This window comes from Microbacterium sp. AC026, from assembly GCF_979258475.1.
The window spans coordinates 1,074,037-1,090,719 of sequence record NZ_OZ409857.1 but is presented as its reverse complement, the minus strand read 5'-3'; the positions used below and the strand labels follow the sequence as shown (position 1 = coordinate 1,090,719).

Below are 16,683 nucleotides of genomic sequence, written 5' to 3'. Positions count from 1 at the left end.
TGGAGTGATGCGCCATGAGTGACACAACGAAGACTGTCGAAGACCACTCGCTTCCCCCGGTGGCTGTCGATGAGAAGCCGCGCTGGACACCGCTGAAGATCGTCCTCTGGGCGGCGATCGCGCTACTGGGCGGTGTCGCCTGGACGATGCTCGCCATCGTCAGAGGCGAGACGGTGAACGCGATCTGGTTCGTGTTCGCGGCGGTCTGCACCTATCTCGTCTTCTACCGTTTCTACTCGAAGTTCATCGAGCGCAACCTCGTCAAGCCGAACGACCGACGCGCGACACCCGCCGAGTACAAGGCGGACGGCAAGGACTACGTCGCGACCGACCGTCGAGTGCTGTTCGGACACCACTTCGCCGCGATCGCGGGTGCCGGCCCTCTCGTGGGACCCGTACTCGCCGCGCAGATGGGCTACCTGCCGGGCACGATCTGGATCATCGTCGGAGTCGTCCTGGCAGGTGCCGTGCAGGACTACCTCGTGATGTTCTTCTCGATGCGCCGGGGCGGGCGCTCTCTCGGCCAGATGGCCCGCGATGAGCTCGGTCGATTCGGCGGCACGGCGGCCATCGTCGCCACACTCCTCATCATGATCATCATCACGGCGATCCTCGCTCTCGTCGTGGTGAATGCCCTCGGCGAGAGCCCCTGGGGCGTGTTCTCCGTGGCCATGACGATCCCGATCGCCCTGTTCATGGGTGCGTACCTCCGGTGGATCCGACCAGGCAAGATCACCGAGGTGTCGCTCATCGGGTTCGTGCTGCTGATGGCGGCGATCATCGGCGGCGGGATGGTCGCCGAGACCGACTGGGGTCAGGCGGTCTTCACCCTCGACCGCACGACGATCGCGTGGGGGATCATCATCTACGGCTTCATCGCCGCGGTGCTGCCGGTGTGGATGCTGCTCGCTCCGCGCGACTACCTCTCGACGTTCATGAAGATCGGCGTGATCGTGGCACTCGCCGTCGCGATTCTCTTCGTGCGGCCGGAGATCACCGTCCCGGCCTTCAGCGAATTCGCGGCGGGGGAGACGGGGCCGGTCTGGGCGGGGTCCCTCTTCCCGTTCCTGTTCGTGACGATCGCCTGCGGAGCGCTGAGCGGATTCCATGCGCTCATCGCGTCGGGCACCACGCCGAAGATGATCGAGAAGGAGAAGCAGACCCGCTTCATCGGCTACGGCGGCATGCTCATGGAGTCATTCGTCGCGATCATGGCGCTCGTCGCCGCGATCTCGATCGACCGTGGTCTGTACTTCGCGATGAACTCCTCGCCGGCCGCGACCCTCGGCACCGTCGAAGGCGCCGTGCAGTTCGTCAACAGCCTCGGGCTGACGGGGGTGAACCTGACCCCCGAGATGCTCACGAGCACGGCCGAAGCTGTGGGGGAGGAGTCGATCGTCTCCCGCACCGGCGGTGCGCCGACCCTCGCTCTCGGCCTCGCGCACATCATGCAGCAGTGGATCGGCGGCACCGGGATGATGGCGTTCTGGTATCACTTCGCGATCATGTTCGAGGCGCTGTTCATCCTGACCGCGGTGGATGCCGGCACCCGTGTCGCGCGATTCATGCTGCAGGACTCGGTCGGCAACGTCATCCCCCGTTTCAAGGACACGTCGTGGCGGGCCGGGGCCTGGATCTGCACGGCGGTGATGGTCGCGGGCTGGGGCGCGGTGCTGATCATGGGCGTCACGGACCCTCTCGGCGGCATCAACACCCTGTTCCCGTTGTTCGGCATCGCCAATCAGCTGCTGGCGGCCATCGCGCTCGCGGTGGTGCTCACCATCGTCGCCCGCAGGCGCACGTTCACGGTTCTCTGGGTGGTCGCTCTGCCGCTGGCATTCGTGACGGTCGTCACCGTCACGGCGTCGCTGCAGAAGATCTTCTCGAGCGTGCCGCAGGTCGGGTACTTCGCCAATCACGTCGCCTTCCGCGACGCGCTCGCTGCGGGCGAGACGTCGTTCGGCACGGCGACCAGCGTCGCCGCGATGGAGGCGGTGGTGCGCAACACGATGATCCAGGGCATCCTGTCGGTGACTTTCCTCGTGCTGTCTGTGATCGTCATCACGATCTCGATCGTCAAGGTCATCCAGGCGGTGCGACCCGGGCCGATCATCGACCACGAAGACCCGGAGGTGCCGTCGCGTCGGTTCGCTCCGGCAGGACTCATCGCCTCACCGGAGGAGCGCGCGGTCGAGAAGGAGTGGAACGCGCTGCCCTCGTCCGCCCAGCCGACGAGGGGGCACTGATGTCTGCGGCGGTCGCCGAGGCGGCGCGCAGGATCTGGCACTCCGTCGCCTGGTACATGAACGGCGTGACAGGGCAGTCGCGGTACACGGCCTACGTCGCGCACGAGCGGGAGCGGCATCCCGAGCGAGAGCCGCTCACCGAACGCGAGTTCTGGCAGGCGCACTACGCCCAGCAGGATGCCGACCCCGGAGCCCGCTGCTGCTGAGGGGACAGAGACGACGGATGCCGCAGGGAACAAGTCCCTGCGGCACCCGTCGTGTCAGTATCCGGTGATCAACCCGGGTGGGTCATCGACAGCAGGTCGAGCTTCTCGTCGAGCTGCTCGAGCGTCAGGTCTCCGCGCTCGACATAGCCGAGGTCGATCACGGCGTCGCGCACCGTGATGCCCTTCGCGACCGAGTGCTTGGCGATCTTCGCCGCAGCCTCGTAGCCGATGAGCTTGTTGAGCGGGGTGACGATCGACGGGCTCATTCCGGCGAAAGCCGCCGCGCGGTCGAGGTTCGCCTGCAGTCCGTCGACGGTCTTGTCGGCGAGCACGCGCGAGGCGTTGGCGAGCAGACGGATCGACTCGAGGACGGCGGTGCCCATGACCGGGATCGCGACGTTGAGCTCGAACGAGCCGGATGCTCCGGCCCAGGCGACGGTCGCGTCGTTGCCGATCACTCGTGCGCACACCATCAGCACGGCCTCGGGGACGACCGGGTTCACCTTTCCGGGCATGATCGAGGAACCCGGCTGCAGGTCGGGGATGTGCAGTTCGCCGAGTCCGGTGTTGGGGCCGGAGCCCATCCAGCGCAGGTCGTTGTTGATCTTGGTCAGCGAGACGGCGATCGTGCGCAGCGCGCCGGACGCCTCGACGAGACCGTCGCGGTTGGCCTGTGCCTCGAAGTGATCCTTGGCCTCGGTGATCGGAAGCTCGGTCTCGGCTGCGAGCAGCTCGATGACCTTCTGCGGGAATCCGAGCGGCGTGTTGATGCCGGTGCCGGTGGCGGTGCCGCCGAGCGGGACCTCGGCGACGCGGGGGAGGGCCGACTGCACGCGCTCGATGCCGAGGCGCATCTGACGGGCGTAGCCGCCGAACTCCTGGCCCAGGGTGACGGGCGTGGCGTCCATGAGGTGCGTGCGACCCGACTTCACCGCGTCCTTCCACAGCTCGGCCTTCGCCTCGAAGGCGACGGCGAGGTGGTCGAGCGCGGGGATGAGGGTGTCGATGAGCGCCTGCGTGACCGCGATGTGCACCGAGGTCGGGAACACGTCGTTCGACGACTGCGAGGCGTTCACATGGTCGTTCGGGTGCACATCCGCACCGAGGATGCGCGTCGCGAGCGTCGCGAGCACCTCGTTCATGTTCATGTTCGACGACGTGCCGGAGCCCGTCTGGTAGGTGTCGACGGGGAACTCGCCGTCATGTGCACCGGATGCGACCTCGTCGGCGGCCTGGGCGATCGCGTCCGCGATGGCCCCATCGAGCGTGCCCAGCTCCTTGTTCGCGAGCGCGGCGGCCTTCTTGATGCGCGCGAGGGCGGCGATCTGCGTGGATTCGAGGCCCTTGCCCGAGATCGGGAAGTTCTCGACGGCGCGCTGCGTCTGTGCGCCGTAGAGCGCGTTCACGGGAACCCGCACCTCGCCCATCGTGTCGTGCTCGATGCGGTAGCCCTGCGCGTCTGCGCCGCTGTGCTGGTCGGTCATTCCGAACCCTCCTTGGTTGCGGGGCTGTGCCCCTCGGTGTCGTTTCCGTCTGTGTCGAGTCCGACCGTGATGACGGGAATCGCGGTTCCCTCGGCCAGACGGTAGTTGGCGCCGACGATGCCCAGACGACCCTCGGCGACGGCGTGGGAGATCACCTCGGACGACTGCAGCAGGTCGCGGACCGTGTTGCGCAGGTGCTCCTGGCCGACCAGGTCGGCGTCGATCTCGGCGACCGTGGTCCCGCCGCTCTCGACGAGCACCTTCCGGGCCGCAGGCACGATCGGTGCGATGAGCTTCCAGATGTGCGGCGGCAGCGGCGCCGCGTCGATCGCGGTGCCGTCGATGGCGGCGCGCACAGCACCGCACGAGTCGTGTGCGAGCACGACGATCAGGGGGACGTTCAGCACCGCGACCGCGTACTCGAGGCTCGCGACGATCGACTCGCCGATCACCTGACCGGCATTGCGGACGACGAACAGGTCGCCGAGCCCCAGGTCGAAGATGATCTCCGCGGCCAGCCGGGAGTCGGAGCATCCGAACAGGGTGGCGACAGGATGCTGCGCCGCAGCCAGGTGCTTGCGTCGGGCGACATCCTGATTCGGGTGCCGCGGGGCGTCATCGACGAATCGCTGGTTGCCCTCCTGCATCTGCTTCCAGGCGGCGGCGGGCGTGAGCGTGTCTGTCATGAGGGCTACTCCGAGAGGTCGCGGATCTGGGGGACGAGGGACTCGGCGAGCTCGGCGGTGGAGTCGGCGGAGCGTGAGCCGTAGAGCAGCAGGTAGTCGTCACCCGCCTGGGTGCCGATCGCATAGGTGATGTTCTGCTTCGCACCGGCATCGCCGAGGTCGTAGACGTCCCACTCCAGCCCGCCGATCGACGTCGTGTCCGTCGGCGCGGTTCCGTTGAGGCGCTGCGGGGCCCAGGCTGCGTCGGCGTCGAAGGCCTGTGCCAGCTTGATGAATCCGCGCTCATCCTCGGCTGACGGGGCGAGGGTGACATCCCAGACCGTCGTCGCGCCGCTCGTGAGCTCGGCCGTGTTGACTCTCCAGAAGTCGGCCAGGTCGGGCACGATCACCGGGCGATCCATGGTGGACTCCACGTCCGCGGCTACGCCGACCACGTCGATCTTCTGGGCGGTCGCGGGTTCGCCACGGGGAACTGCGAGCACGATCACCGTGACGATGGCCAGCGTGACGATCAGAGCGGCCACCAGGCTGCGCACCGTCTGGCTCGAGCGATAGGCCTTGCTCGACGCGGCCTTGCGGGCCGCCGTCTCTTCGGGGGTCTCCGGCCGGCCCAGTTCGGCGACGATGGGAGCGGGCTTGCTCATGAGTCGTCTCCGTCGGCGGCACCGGTCGACGTGGCACGGGCGGCCTCGAGGCGACGCTTGGCGCCGAGCAGCCATTCCTCGCAGCGGGCCGCCAGGGCCTCGCCGCGCTCCCAGAGAGCGAGCGACTGCTCGAGGGTCGGAGCGCCCTGTTCGAGCTCGGAGACGACCTTCACGAGCTCATCGCGAGCGGCCTCGAATGACAGCGTGTCCACAGGGGTGTCGTTCGGCGCACTCACGCCTCCATCCTACGCGGTGCGCGGGACCCGCTCATCCGGAGCGGGGCACCGGTGCTTCCGCGATCTCGCCCTCGGAACGGGCCGCGATCGAGCCGCGGTCGACCGTGATCGTCAGGCTGCTGCCGGCCGGAGCGTCGGCGGCGTCGCGGAGGATCACTCCGCCCTCGAGATGGGCGATCGCATAGCCGCGCGACAGCGTGGCCGCGGGGAGAGCGCCCGCAGTGAGGCTCGCAGCTCGCTCGTCGCACGGCCGGCCGCATCGTGCTGACGGGTGATCGTGTCGCGTCCTCGCGAGAGCAGCAGCCACACGTCCTGAGAACGCGACTCGATGATCGGGTCGGGGGAGCGCAGCGAGGGACGGGACCGCAGCTGCTCGAGCTGCGCGATGTCGTGCGACAGCCGCTGCGTCAGTCGGGTCGTGGCTCGGGATCGCAGCTGCGCGATCAGCGCCCGCTGCTCGCTGACGTCGGGTACGACGCGCTTCGCAGCATCCGTCGGAGTCGATGCGCGCAGGTCGGCCACGTCGTCCAGAAGCGGATGATCGTTCTCGTGTCCGATCGCGCTGACGATCGGAGTCGTTGCCGCGGCCACAGCCCGGACGAGCCGTTCGTCACTGAATCCGAGCAGCGTCTGCGGATCGCCGCCGCCGCGGGCGATGACGATCACGTCGACATCCGGGTCGGCATCCAGTCGTGCCAGAGCGGCGAGGGTCTCGGGGACGCACCGGTCGCCCTGAACAGCCGCATACTCCGTGCGGAAGCGCACCTGGGGCCAGCGCAACTCGGCGTTGCGGTGTACGTCCTTCTCGGCATCCGACTTCTCTCCCGTGATCAGGCCGATCACATGGGGGAGGAACGGGAGGCGCTTCTTGCGCGACGCGTCGAACAGGCCCTCCTGGCGCAGCTGCAGTCGCAGCTTCTCCAGCTTCTCCAACTGATCGCCGAGGCCCACGTGCTTCATCGCCGAGACGGCGAAGCTGAAATCGCCGGCCTTGACGAAGTAGTCGGCCTTGACGGCGGCGACGACATGGTCGCCGACAGCCAGATCACCGGGGATCCGCGGGCGCACACTCGACCAGATCCTGATGGAGATCTGCGCGTCGGAGCGGGTGTCCTTGAGCCGGGCGAAGATGTTGCCCCCGCGCACGTTCCAGGAGGTGATCTCGCCTTCGACCCACACCGTGTTCCAGCGCGCCACGAAGTCGCGGATCGTGGCGTTCAGGCGTGCGACCGAGGTCGGTGCGTCCGCCGAGGAGTCGCGTGGGGCGACCGCATCCGCCGGCGGAGTCTCGCCAGGACGCGTCGATGCTTCGAAGACCGTCATGCGCTCGGTGCCCCTTCCCGCTCCTGCTCAGGTTCTCGGCGGTAGAATTCAAGGGTGACCTCGACTGCCGTTCATCTGCCTCTGCCGCGCATCCCCCGAGTACGTGGGGCGGCCGGGCGGCTTCAGGATAACCCGGTCGTCGGGAACAAGCGTGTTCTGCTCGCCGCTCCGCGCGGATACTGCGCCGGCGTCGACCGGGCTGTGGTCGCCGTCGAGAAGGCGCTCGAGCGCTACGGCGCGCCGGTCTACGTGCGCAAGCAGATCGTGCATAACATCCACGTCGTCACCGAGCTCGAGGAGAAGGGCGCGATCTTCGTCGAGGAGGTCGACGAGGTTCCCGAGGGCGCTCACGTCGTCTTCAGTGCGCACGGAGTCTCGCCCGCGGTCGTCGAAGCGGCGTCGGACCGCGGCCTGCACGCCATCGACGCGACCTGCCCGCTGGTCACCAAGGTGCACCGCGAGGCAGTGCGTTTCGCCCGCGACGATTTCGAGATCCTGCTCATCGGCCACGAGGGGCACGAAGAGGTCGAGGGCACCGCGGGAGAGGCTCCCGAGCATGTGACCATCGTGAACTCGCCCGCCGAAGCCGACACCGTGCAGGTGAAGGACCCCTCGAAGGTGGTCTGGCTCTCGCAGACCACGCTCTCGGTCGACGAGACCATGGAGACCGTGAACCGACTGCGGGCCCGGTTCCCCGAGATGCACAATCCGCCGTCCGATGACATCTGCTACGCCACGCAGAACCGCCAGGTCGCCATCAAGAAGGTCGCGGCGAACGCCGACCTCGTGATCGTCGTCGGTTCCTCGAACTCGTCGAATTCGGTGCGCCTCGTCGAGGTCGCGCTCGAATACGGCGCGAAGGCCGCCTATCGCGTGGACTACGCCGAAGAGGTAAAGCAGGAGTGGCTCGACGGCGTCGCGACGGTCGGTGTCACCTCCGGCGCCTCCGTGCCCGAGGTGCTGGTTCGCGAGGTCCTCGACGCACTCGACGGAGCGGGTTACCGCGACGTCGAAGAGGTCAAGACGGCGGAGGAGGACCTCATGTTCTCCCTGCCCAAGGAGCTGCGACAGGATGCCGCGGGTCAGCGAGATGCTCGTGCGCTGGGAGGCCGTTCCTCCAGCGGGAACGCCTGACGGTGGCCGCCACAGAGGCGGCGCCGACGCTGATCGGCTCGGTGCAGCGCGCGCTCCGACTCGTCGACATGGTCGCGAACTCTCCGCGCCCGGTGCCGGTCAAGACTCTCGCCATGCGAACCGGCCTCACCCCGGGCACGACCTACAACCTCGTGCGCACACTGGTGCATGAGGGGTATCTCGTGAGCGAGCCCGACGGTCTGGTCCTCGGCGAGAACTTCCCCGCCTTCCGGCTGCAGTCCGACGCCGGGGGCGTGTTCTTCGCGCACGTCCGCATGGCCCTGCGTCAGACCGCCGACGAGGTGGGTGCTTCCGCATACCTGTCCCGCTATCAGGACGGCGAAGTGCACCTCATCGACATCGTGGATGCCCCGCGCAGTCCTCGGCTCGATCTGTGGGTGGGTCTGGATTCGAGCGCGCATGCCACGGCGCTCGGCAAGCAGATCCTCAGCGATCTGAGCGGAGAGGAGCGTGACGACTATCTCTCGCGGCATCCGCTGGAGGAACTCACGTCTCGCACGATCAGTGACCGGCGTGCGCTGATCGCGGAGCTCGACCGCTCTCCGGGGTTCGCCGTGGACCGCGAGGAGTATGCCATCGGCAATACCTGCATCGCCGTTCCCGTGATCGCCCCGAGCGTCAGAGCCTCACTCGCCGTCTCGCTTCCGGTGGGACACCCGCGCTTCGATCGCGGCCTGGTCGGGAAGCTCAAGCTCGTGGCGAGGCGGTTGTCCATGCAGTTGGGGGCGGACGCTCTGGGCGGCGGCGCAGCCCGTCTGGCGACGCCGATCTGACGCAGCACGCGTCGCCCGTCTGATGCTCTTCACTATCTGAAGAAGTGCCTCTGGTGCTCGGGCACGCGCTTTCCTAACATGTGAGGTGTAGTCGTCTGTGCAATCGGCGCTACAGGTGGAGGAATGTCCCCAGCGTTCCTCACCCCACTTGGATGACGAGCGTCCCCAGCGTTCCGAGTCCGCGGCCCCGAGGAGTCCCCACTCCTCCGGGGCCGCCATTCTTTGACGCCCGCAGTCTGTGAGTCGTGCAGAGACCGGGCGGATACCATGGCCGAATGACCGATCAGCGTCCCCAGTACGGCGAAATCGCGACCCTCGAAGAGCAGCGGAGGGCAGCAGGGCTGCCGCCGCTGGGCGAGGTGCCGGCTGTGGATGTGAGCGGGACCGAGAACGCGCCCGCTCCCGGTGACCGAGTCCCGTCCGCATCGGCAGCGGCTCGTCCGCGTCCCGTCGATCGCTTCGTGACCATCGCACTGCTCGCCTACGGGCTGATCAATGTCGTGATGACAGGACTGTCATACCTCGACTTCTCCACCGCGATGAGTCAGATGATGACGGTGCTCGGCGTGGACGGCGAGTTCACCAACTTCGCTGAGGGCCGGATCTGGGGCACCGTCGCGGCGATAGTGCTCGCCGTGGGCTGGTCGCTCACCGCTTTCCTGTCGATCCGACGCCTGCGCGCCGGCAAGCTCTCGTGGTGGGTTCCGCTGGTCGGTGCGGCCGTGACCCTGCTCGTGGCGTCTGTATGCGCCGCGATTCCGCTGATGAACGACCCGGCGTTCATCGACTTCGTCGCCCAGACGGCGGGTGGATGACCCCGTGAAACAGGAGATGCCCCCGGCCGTTCGGTCGGGGGCATCTGCGTTGTCAGGCTGGATCAGCTCTGGGACTGGCCGTACGAGCCGAGCTGGCGCGTGGACTCGACGACGCGAGCGGCCATGGCCGTCTCCGCGATCTTGCCCCAGGCGCGCGGGTCATACTGCTTCTTGTTGCCGACCTCGCCGTCGACCTTGAGCACACCGTCGTAGTTCTTGAACATGTAGTCCGCGATGGCACGCGTGTAGGCGTACTGCGTGTCGGTGTCGATGTTCATCTTGATGACGCCGTTGGCCACCGCGAGGGCGATCTCCTCATCGGTCGAACCAGAACCGCCGTGGAAGACGAGGTCGAGCGGCTTCGCGCCGGTGTTGTACTTCGCGGCGACCTGCTGCTGGATCTCTCCGAGGAGCTCGGGACGCAGCTTCACTCCGCCCGGCTTGTAGACGCCGTGGACGTTGCCGAACGTGAGGGCTGCGATGTAGCGCCCCTGCTCGCCGAGACCGAGCGCCTGTACGGCCTGGTCGACGTCCGCGAACGTCGTGTAGAGGGCATCGTTGGATCCCTCGTGCGCCACACCGTCTTCCTCGCCGCCGACGACGCCGATCTCGACCTCGAGGATGGCGTTGATGTTCTTCATGCGGGGCAGGAGATCCTTGGCGATCTCGATGTTCTCCGCGAGCGGCACGGCCGAGCCGTCCCACATGTGGGACTGGAAGATCGGGTTGCGTCCCGCCTTGACCTCGTCTTCGGAGGCGGAGATCAGCGGCTCGACGAAGCCGGCGAGAGCATCCTTCGGGCAGTGGTCGGTGTGCAGCGCGACGGTGATCGGGTAGTTCTTCGCGACCTCGGTCGCGAAGCGCGCGAAGGCGAGTGCGCCGGTCGCGCGGGCCTTGACCGTGTGGCCGGCGAAGTAGTCGGCGCCGCCGGTGGTGACCTGGATGATTCCGTCGGAACCTGCCTCGGTCAGGCCCTGGAGGACGGAGTTGATGGTCTGCGAGCTCGAGACGTTGAAAGCCGGGTACGCGAAGCCGCCGGCCTTCGCGCGGTCGAGCATTTCGGCGTACTGATCCGGGGTGGCGACGGGCATGAGAACTCCTGCGATTTGGGGAAGCCGGGACAGCAGTCACTCTATCGGGGCTGACTGCCGGATGCTGTCGGCGACGACGGGGCGAGCACGCCCTCCTACCCGTGTGTTAAGAATCGGGATTCCTTCGTCGTCACTCGACCGAAAACTGCCGTTTCAGACGTTCACGCTGGTTAGGCTGACCGCATGGTTAGTCTTACAGCGGATCTCAGCCCCTTCGTCCGGATCGAAACCTCGCGATGGAGCTGGTGCGGGCTACTGAAGCAGCCGCCATCCGCGCCGTTCCGTTCATCGGTCGTGGCGCGAAGGAGGCGGCGGACGGCGCCGCCGTCGATGCGATGCGTGCCTTCCTCGGGACAGTGGCCTTTCAGGGGCGAGTGGTCATCGGTGAGGGCGAGAAGGACAATGCTCCGATGCTCTTCAACGGCGAAGAGGTCGGCACCGGCAGCGGCCCGGAGTGCGACATCGCGGTCGACCCGATCGATGGCACCTCGCTGACCGCAGCAGGACGTCAGAATGCGCTCTCGGTCATCGCCGTCTCCGATCGCGGATCGATGCTCGACGCGTCCAGCGTCTTCTATATGGACAAGCTCGTCACGGGCCCTGCCGGTGTCGGAGTGGTCGACATCCGCCTGCCGATCGGCGAGAACATCCGCAAACTCGCGGGGGCTCTCGGCAAGCCGGTGGACGAGATCGTCGTCTCGGTGCTGAACCGTCCGCGTCACGAGCAGCTGATCCAGGAGATCCGGGATGCCGGTGCCGGGACGCGACTCATGAGCGACGGCGACGTCGCCGGCGGGATCAACGCGGCGCGTCACGCGGCCCGAACCGACATGTGCGTCGGGGTGGGCGGCAGCCCCGAGGGAATCGTGACGGCGTGTGCGATCAAGGCTCTCGGCGGTCACATCCAGGGGCGTCTCTGGCCTCGCGACGACGATGAGCGCCAGCGCGGAATCGATGCCGGCCTCGACATGGACAAGGTCTACGAGGCCGACGATCTCGTGCGCGGGGACAACACGATCTTCGTCGCCACCGGCGTCACGGACGGCCAGCTGGTGGCCGGCGTCCGACGCGAGGGCGGCTACATCTACACCGAGAGCGTCGTGCTGCGCGGTGCCTCGGGAACCCTTCGCCGGATCGCCTCGGAGCACCTCGTCTCGAAGTGGCTCTGACTGCCGAGACCTGAGAGCGCGAGTCGGGAACGGGCCCCTCATCGTTACCGACCCGGTACCGCCTGTGCGGTGCTGAGCCGAGCTTTCTCGTGCGTTCGTGTGACAATTGACACTGGATTTGTCGCCGTCGACGGAGCCGCCAGGCACCGCAGGCACAGGAGGGCAGACCGATGACAACGCAGCACACGAATGGTTCCCAGGGCACGCCGACCAAGATCGTGACGACGCCGACCGGCCGGATCATGCGGATCAACGTCGACGAGGCCGGAGTGCCTCTGCCGATCGCGACTCCGGCGGCGCCTGTCGTCAAGACGGCTGTCTCAGATCCCGCTCGACGTGCGGACGTGCTGTTCCGCAAGCGCCTCGACGAGGGGCACGAGATCAGCTCCTGGTGGATGGTCGGAGCTTTCGTCGTGACCAGTGGCCTCGTGATCCTGCTGCTCAGCGGCGTACCGGGCGTCGCCTGATCTCAGTAACGGGTCTCTTCCGTCTCGACCGGTCGGGATGCTGAATCCGAGTTCGCTGATTCGTCGTCGCTGACCCGGCCGCGAACGTCTCCGACATCGGCCTGGATCGACGTACCCGGCGCAGCGGATGCATCGTCAGCAGCATGGGGGATGCGGAGCTCGGAGCCGATCTCCGCACCGGAGCCCCTCATGAGCTCTGCCGAGGTGAAGCGTCGCGTCTGCGCGGTGATCGCCGGTGGGGCGGAGCCGAGCGTCGACGCGCTGATTCCGGGGAACTGCCTGGCCGTCACGAGCACACGGCTCTCGAGCGAACCCGCGAATCTGTTGTAGCTGTCGACCGTGCGCTCGAGTGCGCGGCGCAGATCGTCGGCGTGCCCCGCGAGGACGCCGAGTCGGTCGTAGAGCTGGGTGCCGAGATTCAGCAGTGCGCGCGCCTCGGTCGACACCTCTTGCTGCGTCCAGCTGTATGCCACGGTCTTGAGCACGGCCCACAGATTCACCGGGGACGCGAGCGCCACCTTCTTCGTGAATGCGTAGTCCAGCAGCGTCGGGTCTTCGTCGATGGCTGCGGCGAGCAGCGACTCGCTCGGCAGGAAGCAGATGACGAACTCAGGACTGGCGTCGAGGCCCGTCCAGTACGCCTTCTTCGCGAGTGCGTCCACGTGCGCGCGAACGGCCTTCACGTGCTTCTGCATGTGGGAGCGACGCTGTGTCTCATGCGCGTCCCCGATCGGCAGTGCCGATGCCTCGAGGTAGGCATCGAGCGGAACCTTGGCGTCGACCGCGATCGATGTGCCGCCGGCGAGACGGATCACCATGTCGGGCCGTCCCTGACCCCGGTCCGACGAGATGCTGGACTGCAGATCGAAGTCGACGTGTCGGATCAGCCCTGCGGCCTCGACGACCCGTCGCAGCTGCGTCTCACCCCAGACCCCTCGTGTGGCGGTCGAGCGCAGTGCTCCGGCGAGCGACTCGGTCGTCGAGCGCAACGCCTCGTCGGACTCCTGCGCGCGCCTGAGCTGCTCCGCGAGCGATCCGAACTGCGCATGACGCTCCTGCTCGATCGCCGAGACCTTCTGCTGCATCTGCTGGAGACTCTCGCGCACGGGAGCGAGAGCGGTGAGCACCGCATTCTGCTGCTGCACCCGCTGCGCCTCGGCGCGCTGCTCGAGCCTCGCGTGCTCGACGGCATCCCGATACAGGTCGTACTGTCGGTCGCGATCGTCTCGAGCTGCGGCGAGCTCGGCCTCGGCGCGAGCGAGGTCTGCTGCTCCGCGCGATCCGCGGAGGAACCACCCCACGGCGGCGCCGGCCGCGAGCGCGACCAGGAGAAGAACGAGCATGAGAGCATCCATGTGCTCCATGATGCGCTCGGCCACGGACATTCGTCCGGTGCGACTCAGGCGACCGCGCGCTCCGGGGTGGCGAGGACCGGCTCGGTCACTCGCAGCGACAAGGCATCCGCCAGGGAGAAGACGTCGGACGCGCCGTGTCGGCGAGCGGCGTCGATGATGATGTGGGCGCACGCGAGCGCGTCCGCAAGCGCGTCATGGTGCGAGAAGCCGGTGAAGCCCGCAGCCTCTGCGGCCTTCGGGAGTCGGTACGACTCGAGGTCGTAGGTCTTGCGAGCCACCTGCAGGCTGCACAGCGAGCGATACGGCGGGCAGTCGCCGCCGGTGGCCTCGGAAGCCCGGCGGAGCACATTGAGGTCGAAGCCCGCGTTGTGCGCCACGAGCACGTCGGCGCCGGCGAAGGCGCACAGGCGGTCGAACTGATCGGCCCAGGTGGCCGCGTCGATCACGTCGTGGGCGCGGATGCCGTGGATCTTGGTGTTCCACTCCTGGAACTCGTCGTGACCGGCGGGCGGGCGGATCAACCATCCGGCGGTGGCGACGATCCTGCCGTCGCGCACCCGTACGAGGCCGACGGAGCAGGCCGAGGCGGGGCTGGAGTTCGCCGTCTCGAAGTCGATTGCGGTGAAATCCAGTGGCACATCCCCACTCTCTCCCGGCATCCGAGACGCTCCAGGATGACGCGCCGTAGGCTGGCGACATGAGTACCGACCGAGCGACATCCTTCGGCGCCGAGGCCGCGAACTACGAGGCGGGAAGACCCGAGTATCCCTTCGAGGCCGTGTCGTGGATGCTCGATCCGATGCCTCACGGCTCCCGTCGCATCGCCGACGTGGGCGCGGGCACCGGAAAGCTCACACGTGTGCTCGCGCAGGCCCCGGATGCCGAGGTCGTCGCCGTGGATCCGGACGCCGCCATGCTCGCGACACTGCGGCGGAGCGTTCCCGGTGTTCCGACATTCCAGGGAACAGCCGAACGGATGCCGCTGCCCGACGCCAGCCTCGACGCCGCCGTGCTGGGTCAGGCCTGGCACTGGGTCGAGCCGTCTGCGGCGTCCCTCGAACTCGGACGAGTCGTCCGTACCGGGGGAGTGCTGGGGCTGATCTGGAACATCCGCGACGAACGCGCGGACTGGGTGCGCCGTCTCACTGACATCATGCACAGCAGTCCGGCGGAGGACATGGTCAACGGACCCGGCTCCGACGGCCCGCGCATCGACGCCCCCTTCACGGGGATCGAGAAGCAGCAGCGGGAGTGGACCCGGGCGATGAACCGGACGCAGCTGCATCAGATGGCGCGCTCGCGCAGCTACCTGATCGCGGCGTCGGACGACGAACGCTCAGAGATCACACGCCAGATGGACGTGCTGTTCGACGAGCTCGGACTCGACCGTGAAGAGAGGACGATCGACCTGCCCTACGTGACGCACGCATTCCGCGCCGTGCGAGCCTGACGCCGACACCCGCAGGGGCTGCGCATCTGCGACCGGTAGACTCGACCCCCGTGGCTCTCACTATCGGAATCGTCGGCCTGCCCAATGTCGGCAAGTCCACCCTCTTCAACGCTCTGACCAAGAACGACGTGCTCGCGGCGAACTATCCGTTCGCGACGATCGAGCCGAACGTCGGGGTGGTGAACCTGCCCGATCCTCGTCTCGACAAGCTCGCCGAGATCTTCGGCAGCGAGCGCATCCTGCCCGCCGCGGTGTCGTTCGTCGACATCGCCGGCATCGTGCGCGGCGCGAGCGAGGGCGAGGGACTCGGCAACAAGTTCCTCGCGAACATCCGTGAGGCGGATGCCATCGCCCAGGTCGTGCGCGGGTTCGCAGATGACGATGTCGTGCACGTGGACGGTGCGGTCAATCCGGCATCCGACATGGAGACCATCAACGCCGAGCTCATGCTGGCCGACCTCGAGACCGTCGACAAGGCGATCACGCGGTACGAGAAGGAGGTCCGCGGCAAGAAGATCGAGCCCGTCGTCCTCGAGACCGCCAACGCGGCGAAGGATGCGCTCGAGCGCGGTGTGCTGCTGTCCGTCGCAGGCATCGATCTGACGCCGATCCGCGAGCTCGGGCTCCTCACCGCCAAGCCGGTCATCTTCGTCTTCAACGTCGACGAGGGCGTGCTCACCGACGACGCCCGCAAGGCGGAGCTCGCCGCGCTGGTCGCCCCGGCGAAGGCCATCTTCCTCGACGCCAAGATCGAGTCCGAGCTGATCGACCTCGACCCCGAGGATGCCGCAGAGCTGCTCGCGTCGACCGGGCAGGACGAGTCCGGTCTCGACCAGCTCGCCCGCATCGGGTTCGACACTCTGGGTCTGCAGACCTACCTCACGGCTGGCCCGAAAGAGGCGCGCGCGTGGACGATCCCCAAGGGATCCAAGGCGCCGCAGGCCGCCGGAGTCATCCACACCGACTTCGAGAAGGGCTTCATCAAGGCTGAGATCGTCTCGTTCGACGACCTCGTCGAGACCGGGTCCGTCGTCGAAGCCCGCTCCAAGGGCAAGGCCCGCCTCGAGGGCAAGGACTACGTCATGCAGGACGGCGACGTCGTGGAGTTCCGCTTCAACAACTGAGCGAGGTTCCGCCGGAGTGCTGAGGAGATCGGCACGGGCGCGCACGAAGCCGCGGGGTGCGAATCAGATCTCGTCGCTACGTCGAGCACGCACGGTCCAGCCGACCTGCGTCAGTGCCTCCGCGAGGCGGTCGGCGGCAGCGCTCGCGACGTCGACGCTTGCGTCAGAGCAGACGTCGATGGCGATCGGCGGCGGATCCGCGAAACGTGGGATCTGCACCTCTGCCCAGGCGTCGGGCGACAGCGGTACCCGAGGGGACGCGGTGCGGGCGTCTCGGATGGCGCTGTCCGCCGCGAAAGCGATGACGTCCAGCGCATGGAGCTTGGTGATCGGCATGTCCACCACGAGGGTGACGGCGAAAGTCGCGTCTGCGGTATCCCCGAATTCTGGCCTCACCGCATGAAGATATCACTGCGCGGTCGGTGCGGATACGAGCGTGACAGCGACGGGCGATGATCG

At 67.4% G+C, this 16,683-nt stretch carries 17 protein-coding genes and 1 pseudogene; 9 read left to right on the top strand and 9 right to left on the bottom strand.

What is annotated here, in order from left to right:
* The first annotated feature begins 14 nt into the window (after positions 1-14).
* Positions 15-2,246: a carbon starvation CstA family protein gene (locus ACZZ93_RS05580; RefSeq protein ID WP_072590977.1), complete on the top strand. Its 2,232-nt coding sequence runs from the start codon at positions 15-17 to the stop codon at positions 2,244-2,246.
* Complete coding sequence (locus tag ACZZ93_RS05575) at positions 2,246-2,452, top strand: YbdD/YjiX family protein (protein ID WP_463510628.1); 207 nt, start codon at positions 2,246-2,248, stop codon at positions 2,450-2,452. Before ACZZ93_RS05580 ends, ACZZ93_RS05575 begins: the two co-directional genes overlap by 1 nt.
* Positions 2,453-2,520: 68 nt before the next feature.
* On the opposite strand, the gene ACZZ93_RS05570 is transcribed toward ACZZ93_RS05575, so the two are convergent.
* From ACZZ93_RS05570 to xseA, 5 genes and pseudogenes are all read right to left on the bottom strand, one after another.
* Positions 2,521-3,936 carry a class II fumarate hydratase gene (locus ACZZ93_RS05570; RefSeq protein ID WP_053095522.1) on the bottom strand — a complete coding sequence of 472 codons (1,416 nt, stop codon included), beginning with the start codon at positions 3,934-3,936 and terminating at the stop codon, positions 2,521-2,523.
* The gene (locus ACZZ93_RS05565) at positions 3,933-4,622 is read right to left on the bottom strand and encodes a carbonic anhydrase (RefSeq protein ID WP_053095523.1); all 690 of its coding nucleotides are present in this window, start codon (positions 4,620-4,622) and stop codon (positions 3,933-3,935) included. The genes ACZZ93_RS05570 and ACZZ93_RS05565 overlap by 4 nt, the downstream gene beginning before the upstream one ends.
* A 5-nt stretch (positions 4,623-4,627) precedes the next feature.
* Positions 4,628-5,266, bottom strand: coding sequence for a DUF4245 family protein (locus ACZZ93_RS05560; RefSeq protein ID WP_053095524.1), 639 nt, complete (start codon positions 5,264-5,266; stop codon positions 4,628-4,630).
* Positions 5,263-5,502 carry an exodeoxyribonuclease VII small subunit gene (locus tag ACZZ93_RS05555; protein ID WP_053095525.1) on the bottom strand — a complete coding sequence of 80 codons (240 nt, stop codon included), beginning with the start codon at positions 5,500-5,502 and terminating at the stop codon, positions 5,263-5,265. Before ACZZ93_RS05555 ends, ACZZ93_RS05560 begins: the two co-directional genes overlap by 4 nt.
* A gap of 31 nt (positions 5,503-5,533) precedes the next feature.
* A pseudogene (gene xseA, locus ACZZ93_RS05550) lies at positions 5,534-6,825 on the bottom strand (exodeoxyribonuclease VII large subunit).
* Between the two features lie 90 nt (positions 6,826-6,915).
* On the opposite strand from xseA, the gene ACZZ93_RS05545 reads away from it, so the two are divergent.
* The 3 genes from ACZZ93_RS05545 (at position 6,916) to ACZZ93_RS05535 (ending at position 9,568) form a co-directional block, all read left to right on the top strand.
* Entirely contained in the window at positions 6,916-7,959 is a 1,044-nt protein-coding gene (locus ACZZ93_RS05545) for a 4-hydroxy-3-methylbut-2-enyl diphosphate reductase (RefSeq protein WP_053099044.1), read from the top strand.
* A gap of 2 nt (positions 7,960-7,961) precedes the next feature.
* Complete coding sequence (locus tag ACZZ93_RS05540) at positions 7,962-8,753, top strand: IclR family transcriptional regulator (protein ID WP_053095527.1); 792 nt, start codon at positions 7,962-7,964, stop codon at positions 8,751-8,753.
* A gap of 275 nt (positions 8,754-9,028) precedes the next feature.
* On the top strand, positions 9,029-9,568 hold the full coding sequence (locus ACZZ93_RS05535; protein WP_463510627.1) for a DUF6264 family protein: 540 nt from the start codon (positions 9,029-9,031) through the stop codon (positions 9,566-9,568).
* Between the two features lie 62 nt (positions 9,569-9,630).
* Here ACZZ93_RS05535 and fbaA read toward each other — a convergent pair whose 3' ends face one another.
* Positions 9,631-10,659, bottom strand: coding sequence for a class II fructose-bisphosphate aldolase (gene fbaA, locus ACZZ93_RS05530; protein ID WP_053095529.1), 1,029 nt, complete (start codon positions 10,657-10,659; stop codon positions 9,631-9,633).
* Between the two features lie 236 nt (positions 10,660-10,895).
* Between fbaA and glpX the strand changes: the two genes are divergently transcribed.
* Both glpX and ACZZ93_RS05520 read left to right on the top strand, forming a co-directional pair.
* Positions 10,896-11,828, top strand: a complete 933-nt coding sequence (gene glpX / locus ACZZ93_RS05525; RefSeq protein ID WP_463510626.1) for a class II fructose-bisphosphatase — start codon at positions 10,896-10,898, stop codon at positions 11,826-11,828.
* 170 nt (positions 11,829-11,998) lie between these two features.
* Positions 11,999-12,295, top strand: coding sequence for a hypothetical protein (locus tag ACZZ93_RS05520; protein ID WP_053095531.1), 297 nt, complete (start codon positions 11,999-12,001; stop codon positions 12,293-12,295).
* Between the two features lie 2 nt (positions 12,296-12,297).
* Here ACZZ93_RS05520 and ACZZ93_RS05515 read toward each other — a convergent pair whose 3' ends face one another.
* Together ACZZ93_RS05515 and ACZZ93_RS05510 are read right to left on the bottom strand one after the other, a co-directional pair.
* Complete coding sequence (locus tag ACZZ93_RS05515) at positions 12,298-13,650, bottom strand: DNA recombination protein RmuC (RefSeq protein ID WP_463511725.1); 1,353 nt, start codon at positions 13,648-13,650, stop codon at positions 12,298-12,300.
* Between the two features lie 44 nt (positions 13,651-13,694).
* Positions 13,695-14,288 carry an exonuclease domain-containing protein gene (locus tag ACZZ93_RS05510; protein WP_053095533.1) on the bottom strand — a complete coding sequence of 198 codons (594 nt, stop codon included), beginning with the start codon at positions 14,286-14,288 and terminating at the stop codon, positions 13,695-13,697.
* Positions 14,289-14,347: 59 nt separating this feature from the next.
* Here ACZZ93_RS05510 and ACZZ93_RS05505 point away from each other — a divergent pair, with 59 nt between their 5' ends.
* Together ACZZ93_RS05505 and ychF are read left to right on the top strand one after the other, a co-directional pair.
* On the top strand, positions 14,348-15,100 hold the full coding sequence (locus ACZZ93_RS05505) for a class I SAM-dependent methyltransferase (protein ID WP_463510625.1): 753 nt from the start codon (positions 14,348-14,350) through the stop codon (positions 15,098-15,100).
* Positions 15,101-15,150: 50 nt separating this feature from the next.
* Positions 15,151-16,224: a redox-regulated ATPase YchF gene (ychF, locus tag ACZZ93_RS05500; RefSeq protein ID WP_056277996.1), complete on the top strand. Its 1,074-nt coding sequence runs from the start codon at positions 15,151-15,153 to the stop codon at positions 16,222-16,224.
* Positions 16,225-16,287: 63 nt separating this feature from the next.
* On the opposite strand, the gene ACZZ93_RS05495 is transcribed toward ychF, so the two are convergent.
* Complete coding sequence (locus tag ACZZ93_RS05495; protein ID WP_463510624.1) at positions 16,288-16,620, bottom strand: hypothetical protein; 333 nt, start codon at positions 16,618-16,620, stop codon at positions 16,288-16,290.
* Between the last annotated feature and the right edge of the window lie 63 nt (positions 16,621-16,683).

Bases quoted from the DNA above. Each gene is read 5' to 3' on its own strand.
- ACZZ93_RS05505 (WP_463510625.1), top strand. From the start codon at position 14,348: ATGAGTACCGACCGAGCGACATCCTTCGGCGCCGAGGCCGCGAACTAC.
- ACZZ93_RS05520 (WP_053095531.1), top strand. From the start codon at position 11,999: ATGACAACGCAGCACACGAATGGTTCCCAGGGCACGCCGACCAAGATC.
- ACZZ93_RS05565 (WP_053095523.1), bottom strand. From the start codon at position 4,622: ATGACAGACACGCTCACGCCCGCCGCCGCCTGGAAGCAGATGCAGGAG.
- ACZZ93_RS05560 (WP_053095524.1), bottom strand. From the start codon at position 5,266: ATGAGCAAGCCCGCTCCCATCGTCGCCGAACTGGGCCGGCCGGAGACC.
- ACZZ93_RS05575 (WP_463510628.1), top strand. From the start codon at position 2,246: ATGTCTGCGGCGGTCGCCGAGGCGGCGCGCAGGATCTGGCACTCCGTC.
- ACZZ93_RS05515 (WP_463511725.1), bottom strand. From the start codon at position 13,650: ATGGATGCTCTCATGCTCGTTCTTCTCCTGGTCGCGCTCGCGGCCGGC.
- ACZZ93_RS05535 (WP_463510627.1), top strand. From the start codon at position 9,029: ATGACCGATCAGCGTCCCCAGTACGGCGAAATCGCGACCCTCGAAGAG.
- ACZZ93_RS05580 (WP_072590977.1), top strand. From the start codon at position 15: ATGAGTGACACAACGAAGACTGTCGAAGACCACTCGCTTCCCCCGGTG.
- glpX (WP_463510626.1), top strand. From the start codon at position 10,896: ATGGAGCTGGTGCGGGCTACTGAAGCAGCCGCCATCCGCGCCGTTCCG.
- ACZZ93_RS05570 (WP_053095522.1), bottom strand. From the start codon at position 3,936: ATGACCGACCAGCACAGCGGCGCAGACGCGCAGGGCTACCGCATCGAG.
- fbaA (WP_053095529.1), bottom strand. From the start codon at position 10,659: ATGCCCGTCGCCACCCCGGATCAGTACGCCGAAATGCTCGACCGCGCG.